The sequence below is a fragment of the Streptomyces sp. UF-297 genome, assembly GCF_058245575.1.
This window is the reverse complement of record NZ_JBSIBZ010000078.1, coordinates 23652-45587: the sequence shown is the minus strand read 5'-3', so window position 1 is coordinate 45587 and position 21936 is coordinate 23652. Positions and strand designations below refer to the sequence as shown.

The window sequence follows — 21936 nt, the reverse complement described above, 5'->3', positions numbered from 1 at the left end:
CCCCCCCCCCCCCCCCCGCGCCGCGTCCCGTATCCCCGTCCAGCCCGCGTGCGGGCGCGGCGGCGCCCAGCGCAGCTCGCCGACCGGCGAGGCCGCGTACCCGATCCCCCGGAAGGCCGCCACCGGCCCTTCGGTCACGCCCCGCACCCGTCCGCGATCGGTCGCCACGACCGGCGCGACTGCTGTCGTCGTCATCTGCCCCACCTTCTCCGTAGGTGCCCGGTTCCCCTGCCGCCCCCGCTCCGCGTACGCGCCCAGGCCCGTAACCCGTCATCCGTAACGCGTCTCCCGTTGTACGAGCACCGGGCGGCAGACCGCCAGAGGCACCCTCCTGCGAGCAGAAAGTGCGCCATGGCACCCGCCTAGAATGCGACTCATGCGCCACGCGCTCGATGACACGGACCGCCGGATCGCCGCCGCCCTGCTGGCCTCGCCGCGTGCCTCGTGGCGTACGGTCGCCCGCTGTCTGGGCGTCTCCGAGCGCACCGTCGTACGCCGGGCCGGGCCGCTCTTTTACGACGGCGTGCTGCGCGCGACCGCCGTAGGCAACCCCGCCTGCTTCCCCGGGCTGTTCCCGATGGCGCTGCGCATCCGCTGCCGCCCGCGCCGCATCCGCGCGGTCGCCGCCACGCTGGCGCGGCGCCCGGACACCGTGTGGGTCGATGTGCTCGGCGGCGGCGACGAGATCTGCACGGTGGTCTTCCTCGACGGGCCCGACGCCCGCAACGACCTGCTGCTGCGGGACCTGCCCGCGACCGCCGCCGTGGACAGCTGGACCTCCCACACGCTGCTGCGGGTCTTCCCGGCCGGCTTCGCCTGGACCGGCGGCCTGCTCTCCCCGCAGGAGCTGGAGTCTCTGCGCCCCGATCAGCCGTGGACGCCGACCGCCCCTCCCGCGCCGCTCGGCATCGACGACGCCCTGATCGCCGCCCTCACCGAGGACGCGCGCACCCCCTGCACCGAGCTGGCCCGCCGCGCGGGCACCTCCGCCCTCACCGCCCGCCGCCGCCTGGACACTCTGGTACGCGGTCACGTCCTACGCCTGGCCACCGAGGTGGACCTCGCCCTGCTGGGCGCTCACACCCAGATGCTCCTCTGGCTGACCGTCGCCCCCGGCGCCCTTGAGGAGACCGCGCGATCCCTGGCCGCCCATCCGCAGGTCTGGTTCACCGCAGCCACCACCGGCCACGCCAACCTCCTCGTAGCCCTGGCCACATCCGACCCCACCGCCACCTACACCTTCCTCACCGACACCATCGGCCCCCTCCCCTCCATCACCACCACCGAGACCACCCCCATCCTCACCACCCACAAACGCACCGGTCTCCCCCGCCACCCGTCGCCCTGACCCTGGCCCCGTAAGGCGCGCGGGGAACTGCGCGGCCGGCCCCCACCGGCCCGCGGTTCCATGCCCGGCCTTCCAACGGAGCGCTCAGAGCTCCGGGCCGGGCCGGGCCAATACACGCCAATGCACAAGGCCAGCCCTGCGCGCAGGGCTGGCCTTGTGATCAGAGGCGACGGCGGGCGTCAGAGATAGCCGAGGGCGCCCAGGCCACCTATGGCGCCGAGGAGCATGAAGACGGGCATGAGCACCTTCAGCTCGACCCAGCTGCCGGCGCGAAAGCGCATGCCCTTGGGCGGACCGAGGGGGTACCAGCGCTTGCCGGCTATGGGGATGGGCCACAGGACGGGGCAGCCGGAGACGGTCAGGGCGTCGCCGATGTCGTGGACGAGCGCGCCCAGGATGATCGGGAGGCCGAGCCAGAGGTACTCCATGCCCGGCTCGGTGAAGAGCCAGTCCGCGCCGTTGCCCGGCTGGTCCAGGACTCCGGCCAGGATCCAGGCCGCGGCCGCGCCCAGCAGCCACACCAGGATGTCGCTGGAGACCCGGGCCGCCCGCCACAGCAGGCCTTCGATGGCCAGCACCATGTGGACGAAGAGGATGCCCAGCACCGCCCAGCGCCCGCCGCGTACGGCCAGCAGCGACATTCCGGCGCCCACCAGCACCGCCCACAGCCACGTATGGGTGAGGGTGCGGTGGCCGCCCGAGCGCCGTGGGTCGTGCCGCGACTTGGTGGCCTTGTAGACCGCGTAGGAGATGTTGTCGACCACCTCGCACACCATCCGCGACAGCGGTCCGAAGGCGCGCGAGATGGTGGCGGACTTGTGGTCCAGGTCAGGGGCGAGGGCCGCCCCGGCGCAGATCAGAGCACCGACGACGAGCACCGGCCAGGGCATCGGATGCCCCGCGGCAGCGGCCGCCGCGCCCACCCCCAGCCAGGCAGCGGCGCCGGACAGCGAGTGCGCCGGTCCCATCATGGTGCTTCCCCACCCCTTGTTCCCTTGAGTCTGTTCGTTCGGTTTCCACGCTCGGACCGGCCGTTTCTGACACCCGGTCGGCGACTCAGCGTAGCGTCAGATGATCACCGTCCGACCGGCCGGTTCCCTGATCCGGTGCAAAGGAAGGCAGTATGGGGGCGTGACCCTCATCGATCATCTCCCGAACGACGCCGACCCCGATGCCCTCTTCGAAGCCTTTTCGAGCTGGGCCGAACAGCAGGGCATCTCGCTCTACCCTGCCCAGGAGGAGGCGCTGATCGAGGTGGTCTCGGGGGCGAACGTCATCCTGTCCACCCCCACCGGCTCCGGCAAGAGCCTGGTCGCGGCGGGCGCCCACTTCACCGCCCTGGCCAATGACCAGGTCACCTTCTACACCGCGCCCATCAAGGCGCTGGTGTCGGAGAAGTTCTTCGACCTGTGCAAGCTCTTCGGCACCGAGAACGTCGGCATGCTCACCGGCGACGCCTCCGTCAACGCCGACGCCCCGGTCATCTGCTGCACCGCCGAGGTGCTGGCCTCCATAGCGCTGCGCGACGGCAAGGACGCCGACATCGGCCAGGTCGTCATGGACGAGTTCCACTTCTACGCCGAGGCCGACCGCGGCTGGGCCTGGCAGATCCCGCTGCTGGAGCTGCCGCAGGCACAGTTCGTACTGATGTCGGCGACGCTCGGCGATGTCGCGATGTTCGAGAAGGACCTCACCCGCCGTACGGGCCGGGAGACCTCGGTCGTCCGCTCGGCGACCCGCCCGGTACCGCTGTCCTACGAGTACCGCAGCACCCCGCTCACCGAGACCCTGACCGAGCTGCTGGAGACCCGGCAGGCCCCGGTCTACATCGTCCACTTCACCCAGGCCGCGGCCGTGGAGCGGGCGCAGGCGCTGATGAGCATCAACATGTGCTCGCGCGCCGAGAAGGACGAGATCGCCAAGCTGATCGGCAATTTCCGCTTCACCACCAAGTTCGGGCGGAATCTGTCGCGTTACGTCCGGCACGGCATCGGTGTGCACCACGCCGGCATGCTGCCCAAGTACCGCCGGCTGGTCGAAAAACTCGCCCAGGCGGGCCTGTTGAAGGTCATCTGCGGCACGGACACCCTCGGCGTCGGCGTCAACGTCCCCATTCGTACGGTGCTGTTCACGGCGCTGACGAAGTACGACGGAAGTCGCGTACGCACGCTGCGGGCGCGGGAGTTCCACCAGATCGCGGGCCGCGCCGGGCGGGCCGGGTTCGACACCGCCGGCTTCGTCGTCGCCCAGGCCCCCGAGCACGTCGTGGAGAACGAGAAGGCGCTCGCCAAGGCCGGCGACGACCCCAAGAAGCGCCGCAAGGTCGTGCGCAAGAAGGCGCCGGAGGGCTTCGTCAACTGGGGCCAGAACACCTTCGAGAAGCTGATCGCCTCCGAGCCGGAGCCGCTGACCTCCCGCTTCCGTGTCACCCACGCCATGCTGCTGTCGGTCATCGCCCGGCCGGGCAACGCCTTCGAGGCGATGCGCCGCCTGCTGGAGGACAACCACGAGCCGCGCAAGAAGCAGCTGGCGCACATCCGCCGGGCCATCGCGATCTACCGGTCGCTGCTGGACGGCGGGATCGTGGAGCGCCTGGAGACCCCTGATGCGGAGGGCCGGATCGTCCGGCTGACCGTCGATCTGCAGCAGGACTTCGCGCTCAACCAGCCGCTGTCCACCTTCGCGCTGGCCGCCTTCGACCTGCTGGACCCCGAGTCCCCCTCCTACGCCCTGGACATGGTCTCGGTGGTGGAGTCCACCCTGGACGACCCGCGGCAGATCCTGGCGGCGCAGCAGAACAAGGCGCGCGGCGAGGCCGTACAGCAGATGAAGGCCGACGGCGTCGAGTATGAGGACCGCATGGAGCGCCTCATGGACGTGGAGTACCCCAAGCCGCTGGAGGAGCTGCTCTTCCACGCCTACAACCTCTACCGCAAGAGCCACCCCTGGGTCGGCGACCACCCGCTGTCGCCCAAGTCGGTCATCCGCGACATGTACGAACGCGCCATGACCTTCACGGAGTTCACCTCCTTCTACGAGCTCGCGCGCACCGAGGGCATCGTGCTGCGCTACCTGGCGAGCGCGTACAAGGCGCTGGACCACACCGTGCCCGACGACCTGAAGTCCGAGGACTTCGAGGACATCATCGCCTGGCTCGGCGAGATGGTCCGCCAGGTGGACTCCAGCCTGCTGGACGAGTGGGAGCAGCTGGCCAACCCGGCGGAGGAGACGGCCGAGGAGGCCGCCGAGCGCGCCGACCAGGTCAAGCCGGTCACCGCCAACGCCCGCGCCTTCCGCGTGCTGGTGCGCAACGCGATGTTCCGCCGGGTGGAGCTGGCGGCGCTGGACAACGTCCGCGAACTGGGCGAGATGGACGCCGAGTCGGGCTGGGACGCGGACGCCTGGGGCGAGGCCATGGACGCGTACTGGGACGAGTACGAGGAACTGGGCACCGGCCCGGACGCACGCGGCCCCAAGCTGCTGCGGATCGAGGAGGAGCCCGAGCACGGACTGTGGCGGGTGCGGCAGACGTTCGCCGACCCGAACGGCGACCACGACTGGGGCATCTCCGCCGAGGTCGACCTCGCCGCTTCGGACGAGGAGGGCCGCGCTGTCGTGCGCGTCACCGAGGTGGGACAGCTGTGACGGTACGGGCGGCGTGAGCGCGCCGCCCGGAATCAACGGAGGATCACAGGCCATGACCAATCCGGCGGAAAGACTGGTCGATCTGCTCGACCTGGAGCAGATCGAGGTGAACATCTTCCGGGGGCGCAGCCCGCAGGAATCCCTGCAGCGCGTCTTCGGCGGACAGGTCGCCGGGCAGGCCCTGGTGGCCGCCGGGCGCACCACGGACGGGGAGCGGCCCGTGCACTCGCTGCACGCGTACTTCCTGCGCCCCGGCCGCCCCGGAGTGCCGATCGTGTACCAGGTGGAGCGGGTGCGCGACGGGCGCTCCTTCACCACCCGCCGGGTCGTGGCCGTCCAGCAGGGCCGCACGATCTTCAATCTGACCGCCTCCTTCCACCGGCCGGAGCCGGGCTTCGAACACCAACTGCCGATGCGCCGCGAGGTCCCCGACCCCGAGGAGCTGCCGAAGGTCGCCGACGAGGTCCGCGAACACCTGGGCGCACTGCCCGAGGCGCTGGAGCGGATGGCGCGGCGGCAGCCCTTCGACATCCGCTATGTGGACCGGCTGCGCTGGACCCCGCAGGAGATCGAGGGCGCCGAGCCGCGCAGCGCGGTGTGGATGCGGGCCGTCGGGCCGCTGGGCGACGACCCGCTCGTCCACACCTGCGCCCTGACCTACGCCAGCGACATGACCCTGCTGGACGCCGTCCGCATCCCCATCGAACCGCTCTGGGGCCCGCGCGGCTTCGACATGGCCTCCCTGGACCACGCGATGTGGTTCCACCGCCCCTTCCGCGCCGACGAGTGGTTCCTCTACGACCAGGAGTCCCCCATCGCCACCGGCGGCCGAGGCCTGGCCCGGGGCCGCATCTACGACCGCGACGGCCGCATGCTGGTCTCCGTCGTCCAGGAAGGTCTCTTCCGCAAGCTGGGCGGCTGACGCGTCGGCTCGCTCCTGGCCGGGCCATGGCCCGCGCCGTTTGAAGAAGGTGTGCGGGCCTGGTGGCGGGTAGGGCATCGGACTGCCCGTCCGGTTGAGCGCTGGTTACGGTTCGGTCCAGGTAGAAGTCCCGAGAGGGTCATTCCGTCGAGGACAAGCCGTTCGTCCTATGACCGACTCGCCCCGCTTTTGCTGTTCCGGGCGACGTAGTTCAGCGGGCAGAATCGGTGGCACGACCGGATGCACATCGCCGGACGCCATCCCGCCATCACACAACAGGGGCGACGCCATGCCCAAATATCCTGCACGTCCGTACTTCGAGCTGCGCATCGGCGGATTCCGTATGACCGCCGAACGCGTCCCCGCACGCCTCATCACCGCGCTGTCGACGGCCGTGACCGTCAGCTTGGGGACTTGGTGGTGGGCACGGTAGGACAGGACCGAACCACGCACTGTGAAGCGGGGTCTTTCTCCGTGCAGAAGCCGGAAATCCAGAAATGGCACGCTCCTGTCGGGCCTTACCAGGAAGCGGCGGGAGCCGACGTCAATTCGGGGCGGTCGGCGCTTGTGCTGATAGCTGTCCCCCGGGGCGTAGTGGCTGTGTGTCAGGAGAAGTGGGCGTGGTCGGCCACGGGTGGGAAGGGCGGGGCGGGCGGGGGGCCGGGCGGGTGTGGCGGGCGTCTTCCAGGGTGCGGGTGAGGCTGACGCGGTACCACATGACTTCGTCGAAGTCCTGTGCGGTGACGGCCTCTTCGAGTGCGGCGCGGGCCGCCGGGGTCAGGGCCGTCACCGCCGCCAGCTGGGGGCGCAGGCCGCGGAGGCAGAGGCGCTCGACGGGGTCGTCGACCAGGGAGGCGAGTTCCTCCGGGGGAAGTACGGCGGCGATCACTGCCGCGGCCTCCCAGGGGTCGTCGGTCCGGCCCATCAGCTGGGCGACGCGACGGGCGCGCCACTGCCGCCCGCGCCAGTCCTGCCCGGCCTCCAGCATGACCCGCATCGCGGGCGGGGTGTCGCCCCGCATCAACTCCGGCTCGCGGTCGGCGAAGTCCGCGGTCTCGGATGCCAGATAGAGCCAGACCACGGCGCCGTACCGGTTGACGTAGAACCGCACGGGGCTCAGGCAGCCGGCCCGGGCCAGGCGCAGGAAGCGGCCGGGGCTGATGCCCATCGCCTCGGCGGCCGCGGTCGCGCCGAGCGTACGGACCCGCTCACGCAGCGCGTCGGGGAAGCCGTCCTCGGCGCGCAGCCGCTCGATCTCCCGCGCGGGCACCCTCAGCCGCCCGGCTCCGCCCTCGCCGGCGGCCGGGACCACCCGCACCTCACCCAGCGCGCAGGCCAGCTCGAACTCCCCCGTGCGCAGCTCCAGTTCGCGGGCCGCCCGGCCCATCGCGAGGGTCTGCCGCCCGTCGCACTTCATCACTGTCATGTCGCTCACTCCCCCAGAGCCGGCCGATCACCGGCGCGATTACTGACAGTGACGACGATAGCGGCGGGGTGCGACAGTGCGTCAACTCCCGCCTCAAGCCTGTGGATAACTCTCCGGCTGTCGCGCCGCGACGCCCAGGTGCTCGCCCACCCGGTTGACCAACAGCGTCATCTCGTAGGCGATATGCCCCATGTCGGCGTCCGGGCCCGCCAGGACACACAGACAGCTGCCGTCGCCCGCCGCGGTCACGAACAGCACCGCGTCGTCGAACTCCACCATGGTCTGCCGCACCCGCCCGGCCCCGAAGTGGCGCCCCGAGCCCTTCGCCAGGCTGTGCAGCCCCGAGGCGACGGCGGCCAGATGCTCGGCGTCCGCACGCGCCAGACCCTGGCTCGCGCCCGTCACCAGCCCGTCGTTGGACAGCACCAGCGCGTGCCGTACCCGCTCCACCCGATTGGTCAGATCGTCCAGCAGCCAGCCCAGTCCGCTGCTCAGTGCCATGCCGCTTCCTCCCCGTGTCCCCGTGGCCCGCAGCCTCGCGGTCCGCTTCCCCGTTCCCCCGCGCTCCCCGTCGTCCCCACCCGCCGGCGGCTCCCGCGCGACGGTTGTGACTGCCGTGCCAGCCTGGCTCACCCTCCGCCGTCTCGGCAAGCGGTCCGTACGCGGCGGTGCGCCCGTCCCCTCGTATCGCGCCAAATGGCGCAAACTGGCCCCATGGCACGCAAGATGAGCAAGGGCGAGTGGCAGCGGTTCGTCTCCCAGGGCACCCGTACCGGCAAGCTGTCGACCGTACGCGCCGACGGCAGCCCGCACATCGCCCCGGTGTGGTTCCTCCTGGACGGCGACGACCTCGTGTTCAACACCGGCGCCGACACCGTCAAGGGGCACAATCTCGCCCGTGACGGGCGGGTCGCGATCTGCGTGGACGACGAGCGTCCGCCGTTCGACTTCGTCATCCTCCAGGGCCGGGCGGAGCTCAGCGAGGACCTAGAACAGGTCCGCCGCTGGGCGACACGGATCGCCGCCCGCTACATGGGCGAGGAGAAGGCCGAGGAGTACGGCGCGCGCAACGGCGTCCCCGGCGAACTGCTCGTACGGGTCCGTATCGACAAGGCGATCGCCCTCGCCGAGATCGCGCAGTGACGCGCTGAGGGCGCTCAGCCCACCGGGTCCGGCAGCCGGGCGGCCAGCGCCCGCCCGGCGTGCTCGACCAGCCGTATCAGCACTTCCTTGCCCGAGTCGCGGTCCCGGGCGTCGCACAGCACCACAGGGGTGCCGGGGGCCAGGTCCAGTGCGCCGGCCACCTCGCCGGCGCCGTACGCGCGGGATCCGGCGAAGCAGTTGACGGCCACCAGGAACGGGATCTCGCGGCGCTCGAAGTAGTCCACGGCGGGGAAGCAGTCCTGGAGCCTGCGGGTGTCGGCCAGCACGACGGCGCCCAGCGCCCCGTAGGACAGGTCGTCCCACAGGAACCAGAAGCGTTCCTGGCCGGGGGTGCCGAAGAGGTACAGCGACAGGCCGGGGCGGATCGCGATGCGGCCGAAGTCCATCGCCACCGTGGTGGTCTCCTTGCCCACCACGCCCCACACGTCGTCCGCCGCGCGCCCCTCGCCGCTGAGGTCCTCCTCCGTACGCAGCGGCCGGATCTCGCTGACGGCCCCGACCAGGGTCGTCTTGCCCACCCCGAAACCGCCCGCTATCAGGATCTTCAGCGTCGTCTCGGCCCCGGAGGGCGCCTCGCGGCGCGGCGGCCCGGGCGCGCGGCGCGCGGCATTCATCGGTGCGTCCCCGGGGCGGCGGTCCGGCTGCCCCGGCGCGGCGGCGGAATTCATGGCGAGGACCGTACTCCCCTCTCCCGGTGCCGCGCCCTGTAGTTGACGGAGTCCGCCCGGCGGCATCGCGCGAGCGGTACGCGGCGACATCGCGCGGGCACCCGCTCGGCGCCCGGACGGCCGTGCGGGATCATGACGTCATGACGCAGCAGCAGCCACCGCGACGCGCCCCGCGGTCCGGCCCGAACACCTCCGCGGGAGCCGTCGAGCGCAACGGCATCAACCCCGTGCCCGACTCCGAACGGCACGGCACCCCCGCCTCCCTGTTCTGGCCGTGGGCCGCGGCGGGACTCTCGCTCTTCGGCATCGCCTTCGGCGTCTACGTCGTCGGCCTGGGCCTGAGCCCGCTGCAGGCGGTGCTGGCCGGGACGATCGGCTATCTGCTGTCCTTCTTCCTGGTGGGCCTGGTCTCGATCGCCGGGGCCCGTACGGGCGCGCCCACCATGGCGATCGGCCGCGTCTCCTTCGGGCTGCAGGGCAACAAGCTGCCCACACTGATCAGTTATGTCTCCAACGTCGGCTGGGAGACCGTCCTGGTCACCCTCTCCTCGCTGGGCGGCTCCGCCATCCTGGCGCGGCTGGCCCCCGGCACCTTCGCGCGCGCCGACGGCAGCACGCCCACCACCGCGGCGCAGGCCCTGTGCTTCGTGGTGACCGCGGTGGCGGTCGTCCTGGTCGGCATCTTCGGCCATGCGCTGATCATGAAGGTGCAGAAGTATCTGACGGCGGCGATCGCCGTGCTGACGGTCCTCTACATGGTGCTGATGGCCGACCGGGTGGACCTGTCGGCGCTGGGGCGCGGGCCCTCGGCGGACGTGGCGACGTTCGTCGGCGGCTGCGTCTTCGCCATGACGCTGCTGGGTCTGGGCTGGGTCAACTGCGGCGCGGACTACAGCCGTTACCTGCCGCGGGAGAGCAGCGGGCGGGCGATCGCCGGCTGGACGACCTTCGGCGGGGTGCTGGCGCCGCTGGTCCTGCTGGTCTTCGGCGTCCTGCTGAACGCGGGCGACCCCGAACTCGCCGAGGCCGCGGCCGCCGACCCGGTCGGCGCGCTGGCGGCCCAGCTGCCCACCTGGTTCCTGGTGCCGTATCTGCTCACCGCCATCGGCGGGTTCGCCTCCGGCGCGATCATGGACATCTACAGCTCGGGCATGTCCATGCTGGCGCTGGGCGTGCCGCTGCGGCGCCATCTGGCGGTGCTGGTGGACGGCGTGCTGATGGCCGTCGGCGGCTGGTACCTGCTGTTCGTCTCGCCCAGCTTCTTCGCCACCTTCCAGGCCTTCCTCGCGGTCATCGGCGTGGCGATGGCGGCGTGGACCGCGGTCTTCCTGGTGGAGCAGTGGCGGCGGCGCCGCAGCGGCCCGGACCTGTCCCGTGTACGGGCCGTGGGCTGGCCCGCGGTGATCTCGCTGGCCGTGGCCACCGTCGTCGGGCTGGGGCTGATCACCTCGGCCGACCCCCACATCGCCAAGGTGGTGGGGTTCTTCCTCACCGACAGCGCCGCGCACGGCACGCTCGGCGCCATGAACCTCGGTGTCGTGGTGGCGCTCGTCGTCGCGGGCGCCCTCTACGCCGTCACCGCGCCACTCGCCGAGCGGCCCGCCTCCCCTCCCCGTACCCCTGAACGCCCCGAAGGAGCCCGATGAACCACCCCGACTACGACCCGCGGCACGTCAGGGAGTTCTTCGCCGCCCGCGCCGCGAACTGGGACGCCCGTTTCCCCGACGACGGGCCCGCCTACGAGGCCGGTGTGGGCGAACTGGGCCTGCGCGCCGGTGACAAGGTGCTGGACGCGGGCTGCGGCACCGGCCGGGCGCTGCCCGCGCTGCGCTCGGCCGTCGGCCCGGGCGGAGTGGTGCTGGGCGCCGACCTCACCCCCGAGATGCTGCGCGCGGCCGTGGCCGCGGGGCGGGACGGTGCCGCGCGCCTGCTGCTCACCGATGTCGGTGCGCTGCCGCTGCGCGACGGCTGTCTGGACGCGGTCTTCGGCGCCGGGCTCGTCGCCCACCTGCCGGGCCCGCTGAGCGGTCTGCGCGAACTGGCCCGCGTCGTACGCCCCGGCGGGCGCCTGGCCCTGTTCCACCCCATCGGCCGGGCCGCCCTCGCGGCCCGCCAAGGGCGGCGGATCACCCCCGACGACCTGCGCGCCGAGCCCCGCCTCGGCCCGCTGCTGGCCGACGCGGGCTGGCGCATGACCTCCTATACGGACCGGGACGACCGCTTCCTGGCCCTGGCGGAACGGGCGGGCTGAGAGGTACGCGCGGGCTGCGAGGTACGGGTGGGTTGAGTGGTACAGGTGGGCTGAGAGGTACGGGCGGGCCGAGGCGCCTACGCCGACGGCCTCCCGTACTCCCGGGCAAGGCGCCCGCCGGCCGGCTCAGTCGGACATGCTGTGCGGCACCGGGCAGCCGGGGGCGCCGCCCGACGGCTTGGGGAAGGTGCCCAGTTCGGCGACGCGGAAGCCGCCGGGGTAGCTCTTGATCTCCGGGTTCTGCCGGACGTAGTGGGGGCTGCGGCGCGGCGGCAGCAGGCGTACGGCCTTGCCGCGCAGACGCAGCGAACGCTCGACCGCCGCCCGGACGGCCGGGTGGGGCCGCGGGTAGCGGAAGGCCGTCAGCAGCGATTCGTCCAGCAGCGCCATGGAGGCGCCGCGCACCACCGGCGCCAGCGGCCCGTACCAGCCCGCCATCAGGTCCAGCGTCGCGTCCGAGACCCGCCGGGCGCCCTCGTCCCAGCCGAAGTGGGCGTGCTCGTAGTCGTCCAGGCAGCGCTCGAAGTCCCGGTAGCCGCGCGGGATGTCGCTGATGCCCATGTGCTTGCCCAGGGTGCGGTAGTAAACGGCCGTGGCGTGCTGCTCGACCTCGCTCATCCGCCGCCAGCCGTACTGGTCCAGCCAGCGCTTGGGCACCACTACGAACGTGCACAGCACATAGCGCATGTCGTCGTCGCTGATGTCGTAGCTGCGGTGCATCTGGTTGATGCGGCGGATGGCCGTGCGGCCGTCCGTGCTGTCGAAGCCGTGCTCGACGACCGCGTCCAAAAGCAGCGCGGTGTCGTCGTAGCGCTTTTGCGTACGGTCCGTCAGCTCCGCGGTCCGTGCGAGCAGTCGGCCGATACTGGGCACGGCGTAGGTGCGGTAGAGCGCCAGCTCCAGGGCTCGGGTCATGTCCCAGGGGAATTCGTACTGCGCCATGATGCGGTAGATCCGCAGGAAATCCCGCTCCGGATCCAGCCGCAGGATCTCCTTGAGCCTGTCGTATCGCCGCACCGGGCGCCCACCTCTTTTCTCGTGCCGAAGTTCCAACTCTAAGGGGTTGGGGCACACTTGAACGACCGGTGCAGGCGACATTTTCGGCAAGCGGCAAGCGGCGGCAGGAGCCGGCCGCGGTGCGCGCAGGACGGACCGGGGGACCCCATGGTCGGATTCTTCCGCTGGCTCAACAAGACCCTGGACGACGTGCTGGCTCCCAAGCCGCCGCGCCCCCAGCGGCCGGCCGGCACCAAGGGCGCGCACAACCTCTTCGAGGCCGCGGCGATCCATGTGGCGGCGTGTGCGGAGCACGACGAGGAGCGCAGCGCGGAGGCGGCGAGCTGGGTGTCGCCGGAGGCGCTGGCCTTCGGTGTGAACGAGCTGGCCTGCCGCGCGGTGATCGCGCTCGCCAGAGAGCGCCAGCAGACGCCGCAGACCGTGGCCCGATATCTGCTCAACCTCCCGGCCGCCTGAGGCCGCCGTCCGAGGCGCACGGTGCGGGTGGCACGGCTGGTGACAAGGCCCGCCGACGCGCACTAAGGTGCGCCGACGAATCGGACGGACGGCGGAAAGGGGTCCCGGGTGCCCGCGAGCGAGAGCGCCGGTGAGGACCAACTGCTCGTGCTGACGGCGGCGCTGCTGACGGCCGCGCAGTTCCCGAGCGTGCTGGGCGACGACTATCCGCAGGTGTGCGCCGCGCTCGGGCTGGAGCCCGCCGAGGCCGGTTACGGGCTGGTGCTGGGCCAGGACGGGCTGGGCGCGCGCTGGACGGTGGCGACGGACGATGTCCCGCTGGTGGCCTGTGCGATCGCGGCCTGGGACTGCGGCATGGAGTACGCCCTGTCCCTGGACGAGGCCGCTGTGGTGGCCACCCTCCCGGGCTGGCCGCTCGCGCTCGCGGTGGCCGCGCCCGGTGTGCCCGCCCCGCACGACCCCGCGCGGCGCGAGGGGCAGTCGCGGCCGCTGGCGCCGCCGGATACCGAGCGGTGGGGGCCGGCTCAACGGCGGCTGGGCGCGGACGAGATAGCGCTGCAGTGGGCCGCGTGGCGCGCTCAGGTGGCGCAGGACATCACCTTCGTCGACCCGGGCGGCAGTCCGCACGCGGGGGTGCAAAGGGTGCTTCGGGAAGCGCGCGGGTATGTGCGCACACCTCCGCCGCCGGGGCGCATCCGCTCGTCCTTCGCCGCCGGCGAGGCCCGTACGCTGCGGGTGGACGGGCCGGGCTGGAGCATGGTCGCGCGCACCGACGACATCGCCTTCGTCCTGCTGGACGAGGAGCCCGGCGAGGTGCACCCGGTGGGCCGCGGGCCCGAACTGCCCGCCCTGCTCACCTCGTTGGACGCACTGGCGGCGCGCCCCGCCTGAGGCGCGGGCCGCACGCCGCGCACAGCATCGGGTACGACGGCGTCCCGCCCATGGATCGCGCGATCCGCGGGCCCGCTGATGGGGACGTCGTCACCCGTGCCCGTGGCCTGGAGCTACTCCGGGCCGCACGGCGCTCCCTAGCGGCCGATCTCCTTGCGGGTCACCCGGCGCAGCCTGCGCCGCTGGGAGGGATCCAGCGTCAGATACGCCACGACCGGCACCCCGACCATGACCAGCAGGGCCGCCCAGAACGGCAGCAGCCACAGCAGGACGATTCCCACTGCCACGCCGCCGATGGCGACCTTCGCGTTCGTGGACATCCTTCACGACCCTTCCGCGGCAAAGGCCGCGCTCTCGCTCCCGCTGCCGCACCAGCGGCGCGTCTCGCTGTCTTGTTCCATTGAACGCCGCGACGGCCCGGCGGGTTCCATCCAGGACCGGCCGACTCCTGCGCCCGTGGCCCCAGCGGCGGCAGATCGGGGCCGTCACGAGGGCACACCTGGCCCCTGAAGAAAAATCCGAAGACGAGTTCCCCCAAAGTGCGAATCGTCAGGTACCCTCGGCGCCTCCGGACGCGAGTAGTCAAACTTGAGGAGTCCACGGCACAGTGGCATCACTTCCCCTTGCACCACCCGCCACCCTTCTCGATCTCCCCCATTTCCTCCAGCTCGCCCGCTGCGCGGCCGTGTTCCTGCCCGGCGACCCGCCCCGCACCGGACGCGTCGCCTTCTGGCGCCCGGACGGCGAGCCCGTCCTGCCCGGTCCGCACGACCTGCCCGTACAGGAACTGACCGTCGCCGTCCCCGCCGCACAGGACGACGCCGAGGACGAGGCCATCGCCGTCTGCTCCGTACCGGCCGTCGTCCTGTCCGTCGCCCAGGCCCTGCCCGTCCTCACCCGCGCCCGCGCCGCCCGCGGCGCCGACCCCGCGGCGGCCTACTGGGGCGCGGCCTCCGTCCTGGCCCTCCAGCTCGCCGCCCGCGGCAGGCTGCTGCCGGGCCTGAGCCCCACCGACCACGACGCCTGGCGGCTGGGCCCGCTGGACGCGGCCGACCTGGCGCGGCTGCGGGACATGGCCGCCGCCATGCCCCCGTACGCCCACGCCACCCCGCTCCCCGGCACCGACCCGGTCCTGCTGCCCGACCCGGAGCACCTGACCCGGGCCTTTTTGGACGCGGTCGCCGACGGGCTGCCGCGCACCCCCGCGGCAGCACTGGCCACCGGCGGCCCCGCCTTCGCCGCGCCCGCGCCCCAGCACATCCCCGAGCAGCGCGACTGGGCGGCGGACGTGGCCTCGGGCCACGACGCGGGCGTCCGCGTCTCGCTGCGCATCCAGGTCACAGCACCGGACGGCACTCCCTACGAACCGGAAGCGGACGAACCCGCTCTCCCTGTGGCGGAGCCGCTCACCTCCGCCGCCTTCACCGCCGTACTGCAACTGCACAGCCTCACCGACCCGACGCTCGTCGCCGACGCCCGTGAGGTGTGGGCCGCGGCCACCCCCGCGGGAACGGCCTTCGGCCCGCGCGCCCGGATGGACACCCTGCTCACCCTGCGCCGCGCCGCCGACGCCTGGCCCGCGCTGTCCCCGCTGCTGTCGGCCTCCGTGCCCGACGCCATCGCGCTGGCCGACGAGGAGATCGCCGAGCTGCTCGGCCCGGCCTCCCGGGCGCTGGCCGCCGCGGGCGTACAGGTGCACTGGCCCAAGGGGCTGGCGCGCGGGATGACCACCCGCGCCGTCGTGGGGCCGCAGCAGGGCGAGGGGGACCACGGCGAGCACGGCCTGCCCTCCTTCCTGTCCGCCGACGCGCTGCTCTCCTTCAGCTGGCGGTTCGCCGTGGGCGACGCCGAGTTGGACCGCGCCGAACTGGACCGGCTGGCCGAGGCCGGGCGCCCGCTCGTACGGCTGCGGGACCAGTGGGTGCTGGTGGACCCCGAGGAGCTGCGCCGGGCCCGGCAGCGCCAGGACCGCAAGGTCACCCCCCTGGACGCGCTCGGCGCCGCCCTGACCGGCAGCGCGCAGACCGACGACGGCGAGCGCGTCCAGGTGCACGCGACGGGCTGGATCGACCAGCTGCGCGAGCGGCTGGCCGACCCGGAGCGGGCGGAGGCCCGCCCGCCGGCCCAGCCCGCGGCGCTCGCCGCCACGCTGCGCGACTACCAGCTGCGCGGCCTGGGCTGGCTGGACCGGATGACCTCACTGGGCCTGGGCGGCTGCCTCGCGGACGACATGGGCCTGGGCAAGACCATCACCCTGATCGCCCTGCATCTGCACCGCCAGACCGACCCCGCCTCCGCGGGCCCCACCCTCGTGGTGTGCCCGACCTCGCTGATGGGCAACTGGCAGCGGGAAATCGAGAAGTTCGCGCCCGGTACGCCCGTACGCCGCTTCCACGCCGGGCGCCGCAGCCTGGAAAACCTGGCCGACGGCGAGTTCGTGCTGACCACGTACGGCACGATGCGGCTGGACACCGAGCGCCTGGCGCAGGTGGGCTGGGGCCTGGTCGTCGCCGATGAGGCGCAGCACGTCAAGAACCCCTTCTCCGCCACCGCCAAGGCGCTGCGCACCCTCCCCGCCAAGGCCCGGGTCGCGCTCACCGGCACCCCGGTGGAGAACAACCTCTCCGAGCTGTGGGCGATCCTGGACTGGACCACGCCCGGACTGCTGGGCCCGCTCGGCCGGTTCCGCACGCAGTACGCCCGGTCCGTGGAAGGCGGTGCGCTCGCCTCGGCGCAGTCGGGCGCGGCGGCCGAGCGGCTGGCCCGGCTCGTACGCCCCTTCCTGCTGCGGCGGCGCAAGTCCGACCCGGGCATCGCGCCCGAGCTGCCGCCCAAGACCGAGACCGACCTGGCGGTGGCCCTCACCAAGGAACAGGCCGGGCTGTACGAGGCCGTGGTGCGCGAGGGCCTCGGCGAGATCGCGGGCAGCGACGGCTTCGCCCGCCGCGGGCTGGTCGTCAAGCTGCTCACCTCCCTCAAGCAGATCTGCAACCACCCGGCGCAGTACCTGAAGGAGGAGCGCGGCCGAATCCCGGGGCGCTCGGGCAAGGTGGAGCTGCTGGACGAGCTGCTGGACACCATCCTCGCCGAGGGCGCGAGCGTGCTGGTGTTCACCCAGTACGTGCAGATGGCGCGGCTGCTGGAGGGGCATCTGGCGGCGCGCGGGGTGCCGACCCGCTTTCTGCACGGCGGGACGCCGGTGGCCGCGCGCGAGGAGATGGTGCGCGAGTTCCAGGAGGGCCAAGTCCCGGTCTTCCTGCTGTCGTTGAAGGCGGCGGGCACGGGCCTGAACCTCACCAGGGCCGCGCATGTCGTGCACTTCGACCGCTGGTGGAACCCCGCCGTGGAGGCCCAGGCCACCGACCGCGCGTACCGCATCGGGCAGACCCAGCCGGTGCAGGTCCACCGCTTCGTCACCGAGGGCACCATCGAGGACCGGATCGCCGACATGCTCACGCGCAAACAGCAGTTGGCCGACGCGGTGCTCGGCTCCGGCGAGGCCGCACTGACCGAACTGACCGACGCCGAGCTGGCGGATCTGGTCCAGCTGCGAGGGAGCGAGCGATGACCGAGGCGAACCATCCGTACGAGGCGACCTTCGCCGCGCTGCCGCCCGCGCACGGCCGGGGCTTCGCCCAGACCTGGTGGGGCCAGGCCTGGCTCAAGGCGCTGGAGGACACCGCGCTGGACAGCGAGCAGGTCCGCCAGGGGCGGCGCAACGCCCGCGCGGGCGCGGTGGGCGCGGTCTCGGTGCGGGCCGGGCAGATCACGGCCGTCGTCCAGGACCGCGACCGCACCCCGCACCGCTCAGACGTCTTCTTCCAGGAGCTGGGCGAGGAGCAGTGGGACCGCTTCCTGGACATGGTCGCCGACCGCGCCGGGCACATCGCGGCGCTGCTGGACCGCGACATGCCGCCCGCCCTGGTCGAGGACGCGGCCGCGGAGGGCATCGAACTGCTGCCGGGCATCGGCGACTTGGAGCCGGAGTGCGACTGCGGCGCCTGGGACCACTGTGCGCACAGCACCGCGCTGTGCTACCAGATGGCGCGGCTGCTGGACCAGGACCCGTTCGTACTGCTGCTGATGCGCGGGCGCGGGGAGCGGGAGCTGCTGCAGGCGCTGCAGGAGCGCAGCGCCGCCCACGCGGGGGGCCTGGCCGGGGCGCCCGCGGCCGCCGGGGTCCCGGAAGGGATACCGGCGCAGGAGGCGTACGCGGCCCGCGACATCCTGCCGCCGCTGCCCGCTCCCCCGCCGCCCGTCGACGTGCCCGGGACCGCTCCGGTCCTTGGCGGCGGCGCGGGGCCCGCGCCCGGGGTGGACGAGGAGGCGCTTCAGTTCCTGATCACGGACACCGCGGCGCGGGCCCGGAGCCTGCTGGCGGACGCGCTGTCCACCTGGCACGCCGACGCACCCCCTGCCCCGGCCGCCGCCGCGGACGCCTCGCAGGACGCGGTACGGCTGGCCGCGGCCCGTCCGCCCGCCGCGGTGGCCGCACGGCTGGCGTCGGGCTCGGGCCGCGACGCCAAGGGGCTGGCGCTGGCCGTGCGGGCCTGGGAGCAGGGCGGCCCCGAGGGCCTCGCGGTCCTGGAGGAGGAGTGGGCGCCCGGCCCGCAGGAGCTGGCGCGGGCCAGGGACCGGCTCGCCGCCGCCTGGGAGGAGGCGGACCGGCCGGCGCTGCGGGCCACCGGCAACCGCTGGACGGTGACCGGCGGCGACGCGCAGCTGCGCTACGGGCGGGACGGCAGGTGGTGGCCGTACCGCAAGGAGGCGGGGCGCTGGACGCCGTGCGGCCCGCCCGATGAGGACCCGGCCGCCGCGCTGGCGGCGTCCGCCACGGAGGAGTGAGCGCGGAGTGACACAAGGGGCGGCGTCCGGCGGCGGGCGCCGCCCCTCCTCATGTGCGCGCGCCGGGCGGGCAATTGCGCGAGCGAACCCGCGCAGGGTGGTCGCGGTGGCGCGCCGGGGCATGATTCTCTGATGCGACCCCCACCGGCAGGCGAACGTCCCGCAGCGAGGAGGAGCAGTGACCGGCGCCCGGCACGAGAGCGACCCCGACCCCGGCGAGACACCCGGCGCAGCGCACGACCCCGGCCCAGGGCCCGAGCGGCCGACCGCCCCCAACTCCCCCCACCACGGCCCGCCTTACGGCCCGGCGTACTACGAGGACCTCTCGCCCGGCACCGGCGCCCTGCCGCCACGGGCCTGGTATCCGGCCTCCGACGCCCGGCGGATCTCCCTGCACGGCACCTGGCGCCTGCGCCTGTCGCCGACCGCGCGCGGCCACGACGAGTCCTTCGCCCGGCCCGACTTCGACGACGCGGACTGGGAACAGCTGCGGGTACCGGGCCACTGGGTGCTGCGGGACAGCTACGTGTCCGAGGAGGCCTACGAGCGCAGCGGCGCGGCGCCCGCGTACACCAATGTCCGCTACCCCTTCCCCGTCGACCCGCCGCGGGTGCCGGACGAGAATCCCACCGGCGACCACCGGCACGTCTTCGACCTGCCCGAAGGGTGGTCCGAGGGGCCCGCGGTGCTGCGCTTCGAGGGCGTGGAGTCCTGTGCCCGGGTGTGGCTCAACGGGCGGGAGCTGGGGCACTTCAAGGGCAGCAGGCTGCCGCACGAGTTCGCGGTGGGCGATCTGCTGCGCCCGCGCGGCAATGTGCTCGCCGTGCGGGTGCACCAGTGGTCCTCGGGCAGTTACCTGGAGGACCAGGACCAGTGGTGGATGCCGGGCATCTTCCGCAATGTGACGATCCATCAGCGCCCGGCGGAGCCGGTGCGGGACTTCTTCGTGCACGCCTCCTACGACCACCTCACGGGCCGCGGCACGCTGCGCGTGGAGTGCGAGCCGGGCGGCCGCGTCACCGTCCCCGCGCTCGGCCTGGACCTGGCCACCGGCGAGTCGGCCACGGTCCCGGTAGAGCCGTGGAGCGCGGAGAGCCCGCGCCTGTACGACGCCGAACTGGCCACGCCCGGCGAGCGGATCCTGCTGCGGATCGGCTTTCGTACGGTGCGGATCGAGGACGGGCTGCTCAAGGTCAACGGCCGCCGCATCCTGTTCCGCGGCGTCAACCGCCATGAGTTCCACCCGCGCTACGGGCGCGCCGTCGGGCCGGAGACGATGCGCCGCGACCTGGAGCTGATGAAGCGTCACAACATCAACGCGGTGCGCACCAGCCACTATCCGCCGCACCCCGCCTTCCTGGACCTGTGCGACGAGCTGGGCCTGTGGGTGATCGACGAGTGCGATCTGGAGACGCACGGCTTCGTCTTCCAGGACTGGCGCGGCAACCCCGTCGACGACGACCGGTGGACCCCCGCGCTGCTGGACCGCGCCCGGCGCACGCTTGAGCGGGACAAGAACCACCCCGCCGTCATCCTGTGGTCGCTGGGCAACGAGTGCGGCACCGGGCGCGGCCTGTCGGCGATGGCCTCCTGGATGCGCGAGCGCGACCCCTCGCGCCCGCTGCACTACGAGGGCGACCGAAGCTGCGCCGACACCGATGTCTACTCGCGGATGTACGCCTCGCACGCCGAGGTCGAGGCGATCGGCCGGCGCGCCGAGGAGCCCCTGAAGGACCCGGAGCTGGACGCCCGGCGGCGGGCGATGCCCTTCATCCTGTGCGAGTACGCCCACGCCATGGGCAACGGGCCCGGCGGACTGAGCGAGTACCAGGCCCTGTTCGAGCGGTACGAGCGCTGCCAGGGCGGCTTCGTGTGGGAGTGGATCGACCACGGGCTGCGCAAGTTCACCGCGGGCGGGGAGCCGTACTACGCCTACGGCGGTGACTTCGGCGAGGAGGTGCACGACGGCAACTTCGTGTGCGACGGGCTGCTCCTGCCCGACCGGGTGCCCTCCCCCGGGCTGGCCGAGCTGAAGAAGGTCTACGAGCCGGTGCGCATCGAACCGGCCGGCGCGGGGTCGGTGCGGATCACCAATCTGCACGACTTCGCCGATCTGGCCGCCCTCGCCTTCTCCTGGTCCTACGAGGTGGAGGGGGAAGCCGTCGACGAAGGGGCGCTGCCCGTACCGCCGCTGGCCCCCGGCCAGAGCGCCGAGCTGAAGCTGCCGCCGCGCCCCGCCGACGGTGACGGCGCGGGCCGCGAGGCGCTGTGGACGGTACGGGCCGTACTGGCTCGCCCTACGCCCTGGGCCGACGCGGGCCATGAAGTCGCCTGGGGCCAGCTGCCCTTGACGGAGCGTCAAAAACCTGAGCCGCTGGTGGCGGACGTGGCACCACGCAGGGGCGAGGGCAATGTCATCGTGCTGGGCCCCGGCACCTTCGACGCGGCGAGCGGAGCGCTGCGCTATCTGGACGGCATCCAGATCTCCGGGCCCCGGCTGGATGTGTGGCGGGCGCCGACCGACAACGACGAGGGCGCGCCCTGGAAGACCGAGGGGCGCTGCGGCCCCGAGTGGCGGCGGCTGGGCCTGGACCGGATGCGGCACCGCGTGGACGCGATCGAGACCGTGCCCGCGGGTCCGGGGGCGAGCGCGCTGCTGGTACGGACCCGGGTGGCGCCGGCCGGCTCGGATCTGGCGCTGCGGGCCGGCTACCGGTGGACGGCACAGGGCGAGCGGCTGCTGCTGCGGGTCACGGTGGAGCCGGAGGGCGACTGGCCCGCGCCGCTGCCGCGGCTGGGCGTGCGCATGCGGGTGTGCGGCAGCCTCGGGGTGGCCCGGTGGTTCGGCGGCGGGCCCGGCGAGGCGTATCCGGACACCCGGGCCGCCGCGCGCACCGGGCGCTTCACGATGCCGGTGGACGCGCTGCAGACCCCCTACGTACGGCCGCAGGAGAACGGCGCGCGGGCCGATGTGCGCTGGGCGGAGCTGACCCGTACCGACGGAGCGGGACTGCGCATCGAGGGCGATCCCGCCTTCTACTTCACCGCGCGCCGCTGGAGCAGCGAGCAGTTGGACGCCGCCCGGCACACCACCGACCTGGTCCCCCAGGACACCATCGAGGTCCATCTCGACCACGCCCAGCACGGCATCGGCAGCCACTCCTGCGGGCCCGGAGTGCTGCCGCAGCACCGGCTGCGGGCGGCACCGGCCGACTTCACCTTCATCTTCCGTTCACTGCGATGAATTTCACGTTTCATCTCCTCTTGACAGCCGATGTCAGGTGAGGTCTGGACCAATGGCAG

19 protein-coding genes are annotated in these 21936 nt (G+C 72.9%); 12 read left to right on the top strand and 7 right to left on the bottom strand.

Annotated elements, in window-relative coordinates; all coding sequences use genetic code 11:
* Positions 1–195 (bottom strand): carboxylesterase family protein (locus AC4IJH_RS33370; protein ID WP_490855682.1); only part of this gene is annotated, 195 nt, incomplete at its 3' end.
* A gap of 181 nt (positions 196–376) precedes the next feature.
* Between AC4IJH_RS33370 and AC4IJH_RS33365 the strand changes: the two genes are divergently transcribed.
* Positions 377–1348, top strand: coding sequence for an Lrp/AsnC family transcriptional regulator (locus AC4IJH_RS33365; protein ID WP_490855681.1), 972 nt, complete (start codon positions 377–379; stop codon positions 1346–1348).
* Positions 1349–1527: 179 nt separating this feature from the next.
* On the opposite strand, the gene AC4IJH_RS33360 is transcribed toward AC4IJH_RS33365, so the two are convergent.
* Positions 1528–2319: a metal-dependent hydrolase gene (locus AC4IJH_RS33360; protein ID WP_490855680.1), complete on the bottom strand. Its 792-nt coding sequence runs from the start codon at positions 2317–2319 to the stop codon at positions 1528–1530.
* 160 nt (positions 2320–2479) lie between these two features.
* Between AC4IJH_RS33360 and AC4IJH_RS33355 the strand changes: the two genes are divergently transcribed.
* The 3 genes from AC4IJH_RS33355 to AC4IJH_RS33345 all read left to right on the top strand — a co-directional run bounded on the left by AC4IJH_RS33355 (position 2480) and on the right by AC4IJH_RS33345 (position 6348).
* Positions 2480–4993: a DEAD/DEAH box helicase gene (locus tag AC4IJH_RS33355; protein WP_490855679.1), complete on the top strand. Its 2514-nt coding sequence runs from the start codon at positions 2480–2482 to the stop codon at positions 4991–4993.
* 52 nt (positions 4994–5045) lie between these two features.
* Complete coding sequence (locus tag AC4IJH_RS33350) at positions 5046–5915, top strand: acyl-CoA thioesterase (RefSeq protein WP_490855678.1); 870 nt, start codon at positions 5046–5048, stop codon at positions 5913–5915.
* Positions 5916–6204: 289 nt separating this feature from the next.
* Positions 6205–6348: a hypothetical protein gene (locus tag AC4IJH_RS33345; RefSeq protein ID WP_490855677.1), complete on the top strand. Its 144-nt coding sequence runs from the start codon at positions 6205–6207 to the stop codon at positions 6346–6348.
* Between the two features lie 111 nt (positions 6349–6459).
* Here AC4IJH_RS33345 and AC4IJH_RS33340 read toward each other — a convergent pair whose 3' ends face one another.
* Complete coding sequence (locus AC4IJH_RS33340) at positions 6460–7341, bottom strand: DUF6397 family protein (RefSeq protein WP_490855676.1); 882 nt, start codon at positions 7339–7341, stop codon at positions 6460–6462.
* Between the two features lie 93 nt (positions 7342–7434).
* Positions 7435–7842, bottom strand: a complete 408-nt coding sequence (locus tag AC4IJH_RS33335; RefSeq protein WP_490855675.1) for a roadblock/LC7 domain-containing protein — start codon at positions 7840–7842, stop codon at positions 7435–7437.
* A 213-nt stretch (positions 7843–8055) separates the two neighbouring features.
* Here AC4IJH_RS33335 and AC4IJH_RS33330 point away from each other — a divergent pair, with 213 nt between their 5' ends.
* Positions 8056–8484 (top strand): PPOX class F420-dependent oxidoreductase, encoded by a 429-nt coding sequence (locus tag AC4IJH_RS33330; RefSeq protein WP_490855674.1) that lies wholly within the window; start codon positions 8056–8058, stop codon positions 8482–8484.
* A 14-nt stretch (positions 8485–8498) separates the two neighbouring features.
* Here AC4IJH_RS33330 and AC4IJH_RS33325 read toward each other — a convergent pair whose 3' ends face one another.
* The gene (locus AC4IJH_RS33325) at positions 8499–9119 is read right to left on the bottom strand and encodes a GTP-binding protein (protein WP_490855683.1); all 621 of its coding nucleotides are present in this window, start codon (positions 9117–9119) and stop codon (positions 8499–8501) included.
* Between the two features lie 194 nt (positions 9120–9313).
* Here AC4IJH_RS33325 and AC4IJH_RS33320 point away from each other — a divergent pair, with 194 nt between their 5' ends.
* Together AC4IJH_RS33320 and AC4IJH_RS33315 are read left to right on the top strand one after the other, a co-directional pair.
* Positions 9314–10819, top strand: coding sequence for a purine-cytosine permease family protein (locus tag AC4IJH_RS33320; RefSeq protein ID WP_490855673.1), 1506 nt, complete (start codon positions 9314–9316; stop codon positions 10817–10819).
* A complete protein-coding gene (locus AC4IJH_RS33315) occupies positions 10816–11424 on the top strand; it encodes a class I SAM-dependent methyltransferase (RefSeq protein WP_490855672.1) in 609 nt (202 codons plus the stop codon). The genes AC4IJH_RS33320 and AC4IJH_RS33315 overlap by 4 nt, the downstream gene beginning before the upstream one ends.
* Before the next feature lie 126 nt (positions 11425–11550).
* Here AC4IJH_RS33315 and AC4IJH_RS33310 read toward each other — a convergent pair whose 3' ends face one another.
* Positions 11551–12441, bottom strand: a complete 891-nt coding sequence (locus tag AC4IJH_RS33310) for an oxygenase MpaB family protein (RefSeq protein ID WP_490855671.1) — start codon at positions 12439–12441, stop codon at positions 11551–11553.
* A gap of 147 nt (positions 12442–12588) precedes the next feature.
* Here AC4IJH_RS33310 and AC4IJH_RS33305 point away from each other — a divergent pair, with 147 nt between their 5' ends.
* Positions 12589–12897 (top strand): hypothetical protein, encoded by a 309-nt coding sequence (locus AC4IJH_RS33305; protein WP_490855670.1) that lies wholly within the window; start codon positions 12589–12591, stop codon positions 12895–12897.
* A 108-nt stretch (positions 12898–13005) separates the two neighbouring features.
* On the top strand, positions 13006–13788 hold the full coding sequence (locus tag AC4IJH_RS33300; protein ID WP_490855669.1) for a hypothetical protein: 783 nt from the start codon (positions 13006–13008) through the stop codon (positions 13786–13788).
* A gap of 137 nt (positions 13789–13925) precedes the next feature.
* On the opposite strand, the gene AC4IJH_RS33295 is transcribed toward AC4IJH_RS33300, so the two are convergent.
* Positions 13926–14108: a tail-anchor membrane protein gene (locus AC4IJH_RS33295; RefSeq protein ID WP_490855668.1), complete on the bottom strand. Its 183-nt coding sequence runs from the start codon at positions 14106–14108 to the stop codon at positions 13926–13928.
* Positions 14109–14395: 287 nt separating this feature from the next.
* Here AC4IJH_RS33295 and AC4IJH_RS33290 point away from each other — a divergent pair, with 287 nt between their 5' ends.
* The 3 genes from AC4IJH_RS33290 to AC4IJH_RS33280 all read left to right on the top strand — a co-directional run bounded on the left by AC4IJH_RS33290 (position 14396) and on the right by AC4IJH_RS33280 (position 21877).
* Positions 14396–17356 (top strand): SCO1167/SCO6262 family helicase, encoded by a 2961-nt coding sequence (locus AC4IJH_RS33290; RefSeq protein WP_490855667.1) that lies wholly within the window; start codon positions 14396–14398, stop codon positions 17354–17356.
* Positions 17353–18633 (top strand): SWIM zinc finger family protein, encoded by a 1281-nt coding sequence (locus AC4IJH_RS33285; protein ID WP_490855666.1) that lies wholly within the window; start codon positions 17353–17355, stop codon positions 18631–18633. The genes AC4IJH_RS33290 and AC4IJH_RS33285 overlap by 4 nt, the downstream gene beginning before the upstream one ends.
* A gap of 178 nt (positions 18634–18811) precedes the next feature.
* Entirely contained in the window at positions 18812–21877 is a 3066-nt protein-coding gene (locus tag AC4IJH_RS33280; RefSeq protein WP_490855665.1) for a glycoside hydrolase family 2 TIM barrel-domain containing protein, read from the top strand.
* Positions 21878–21936 lie beyond the last annotated feature (59 nt).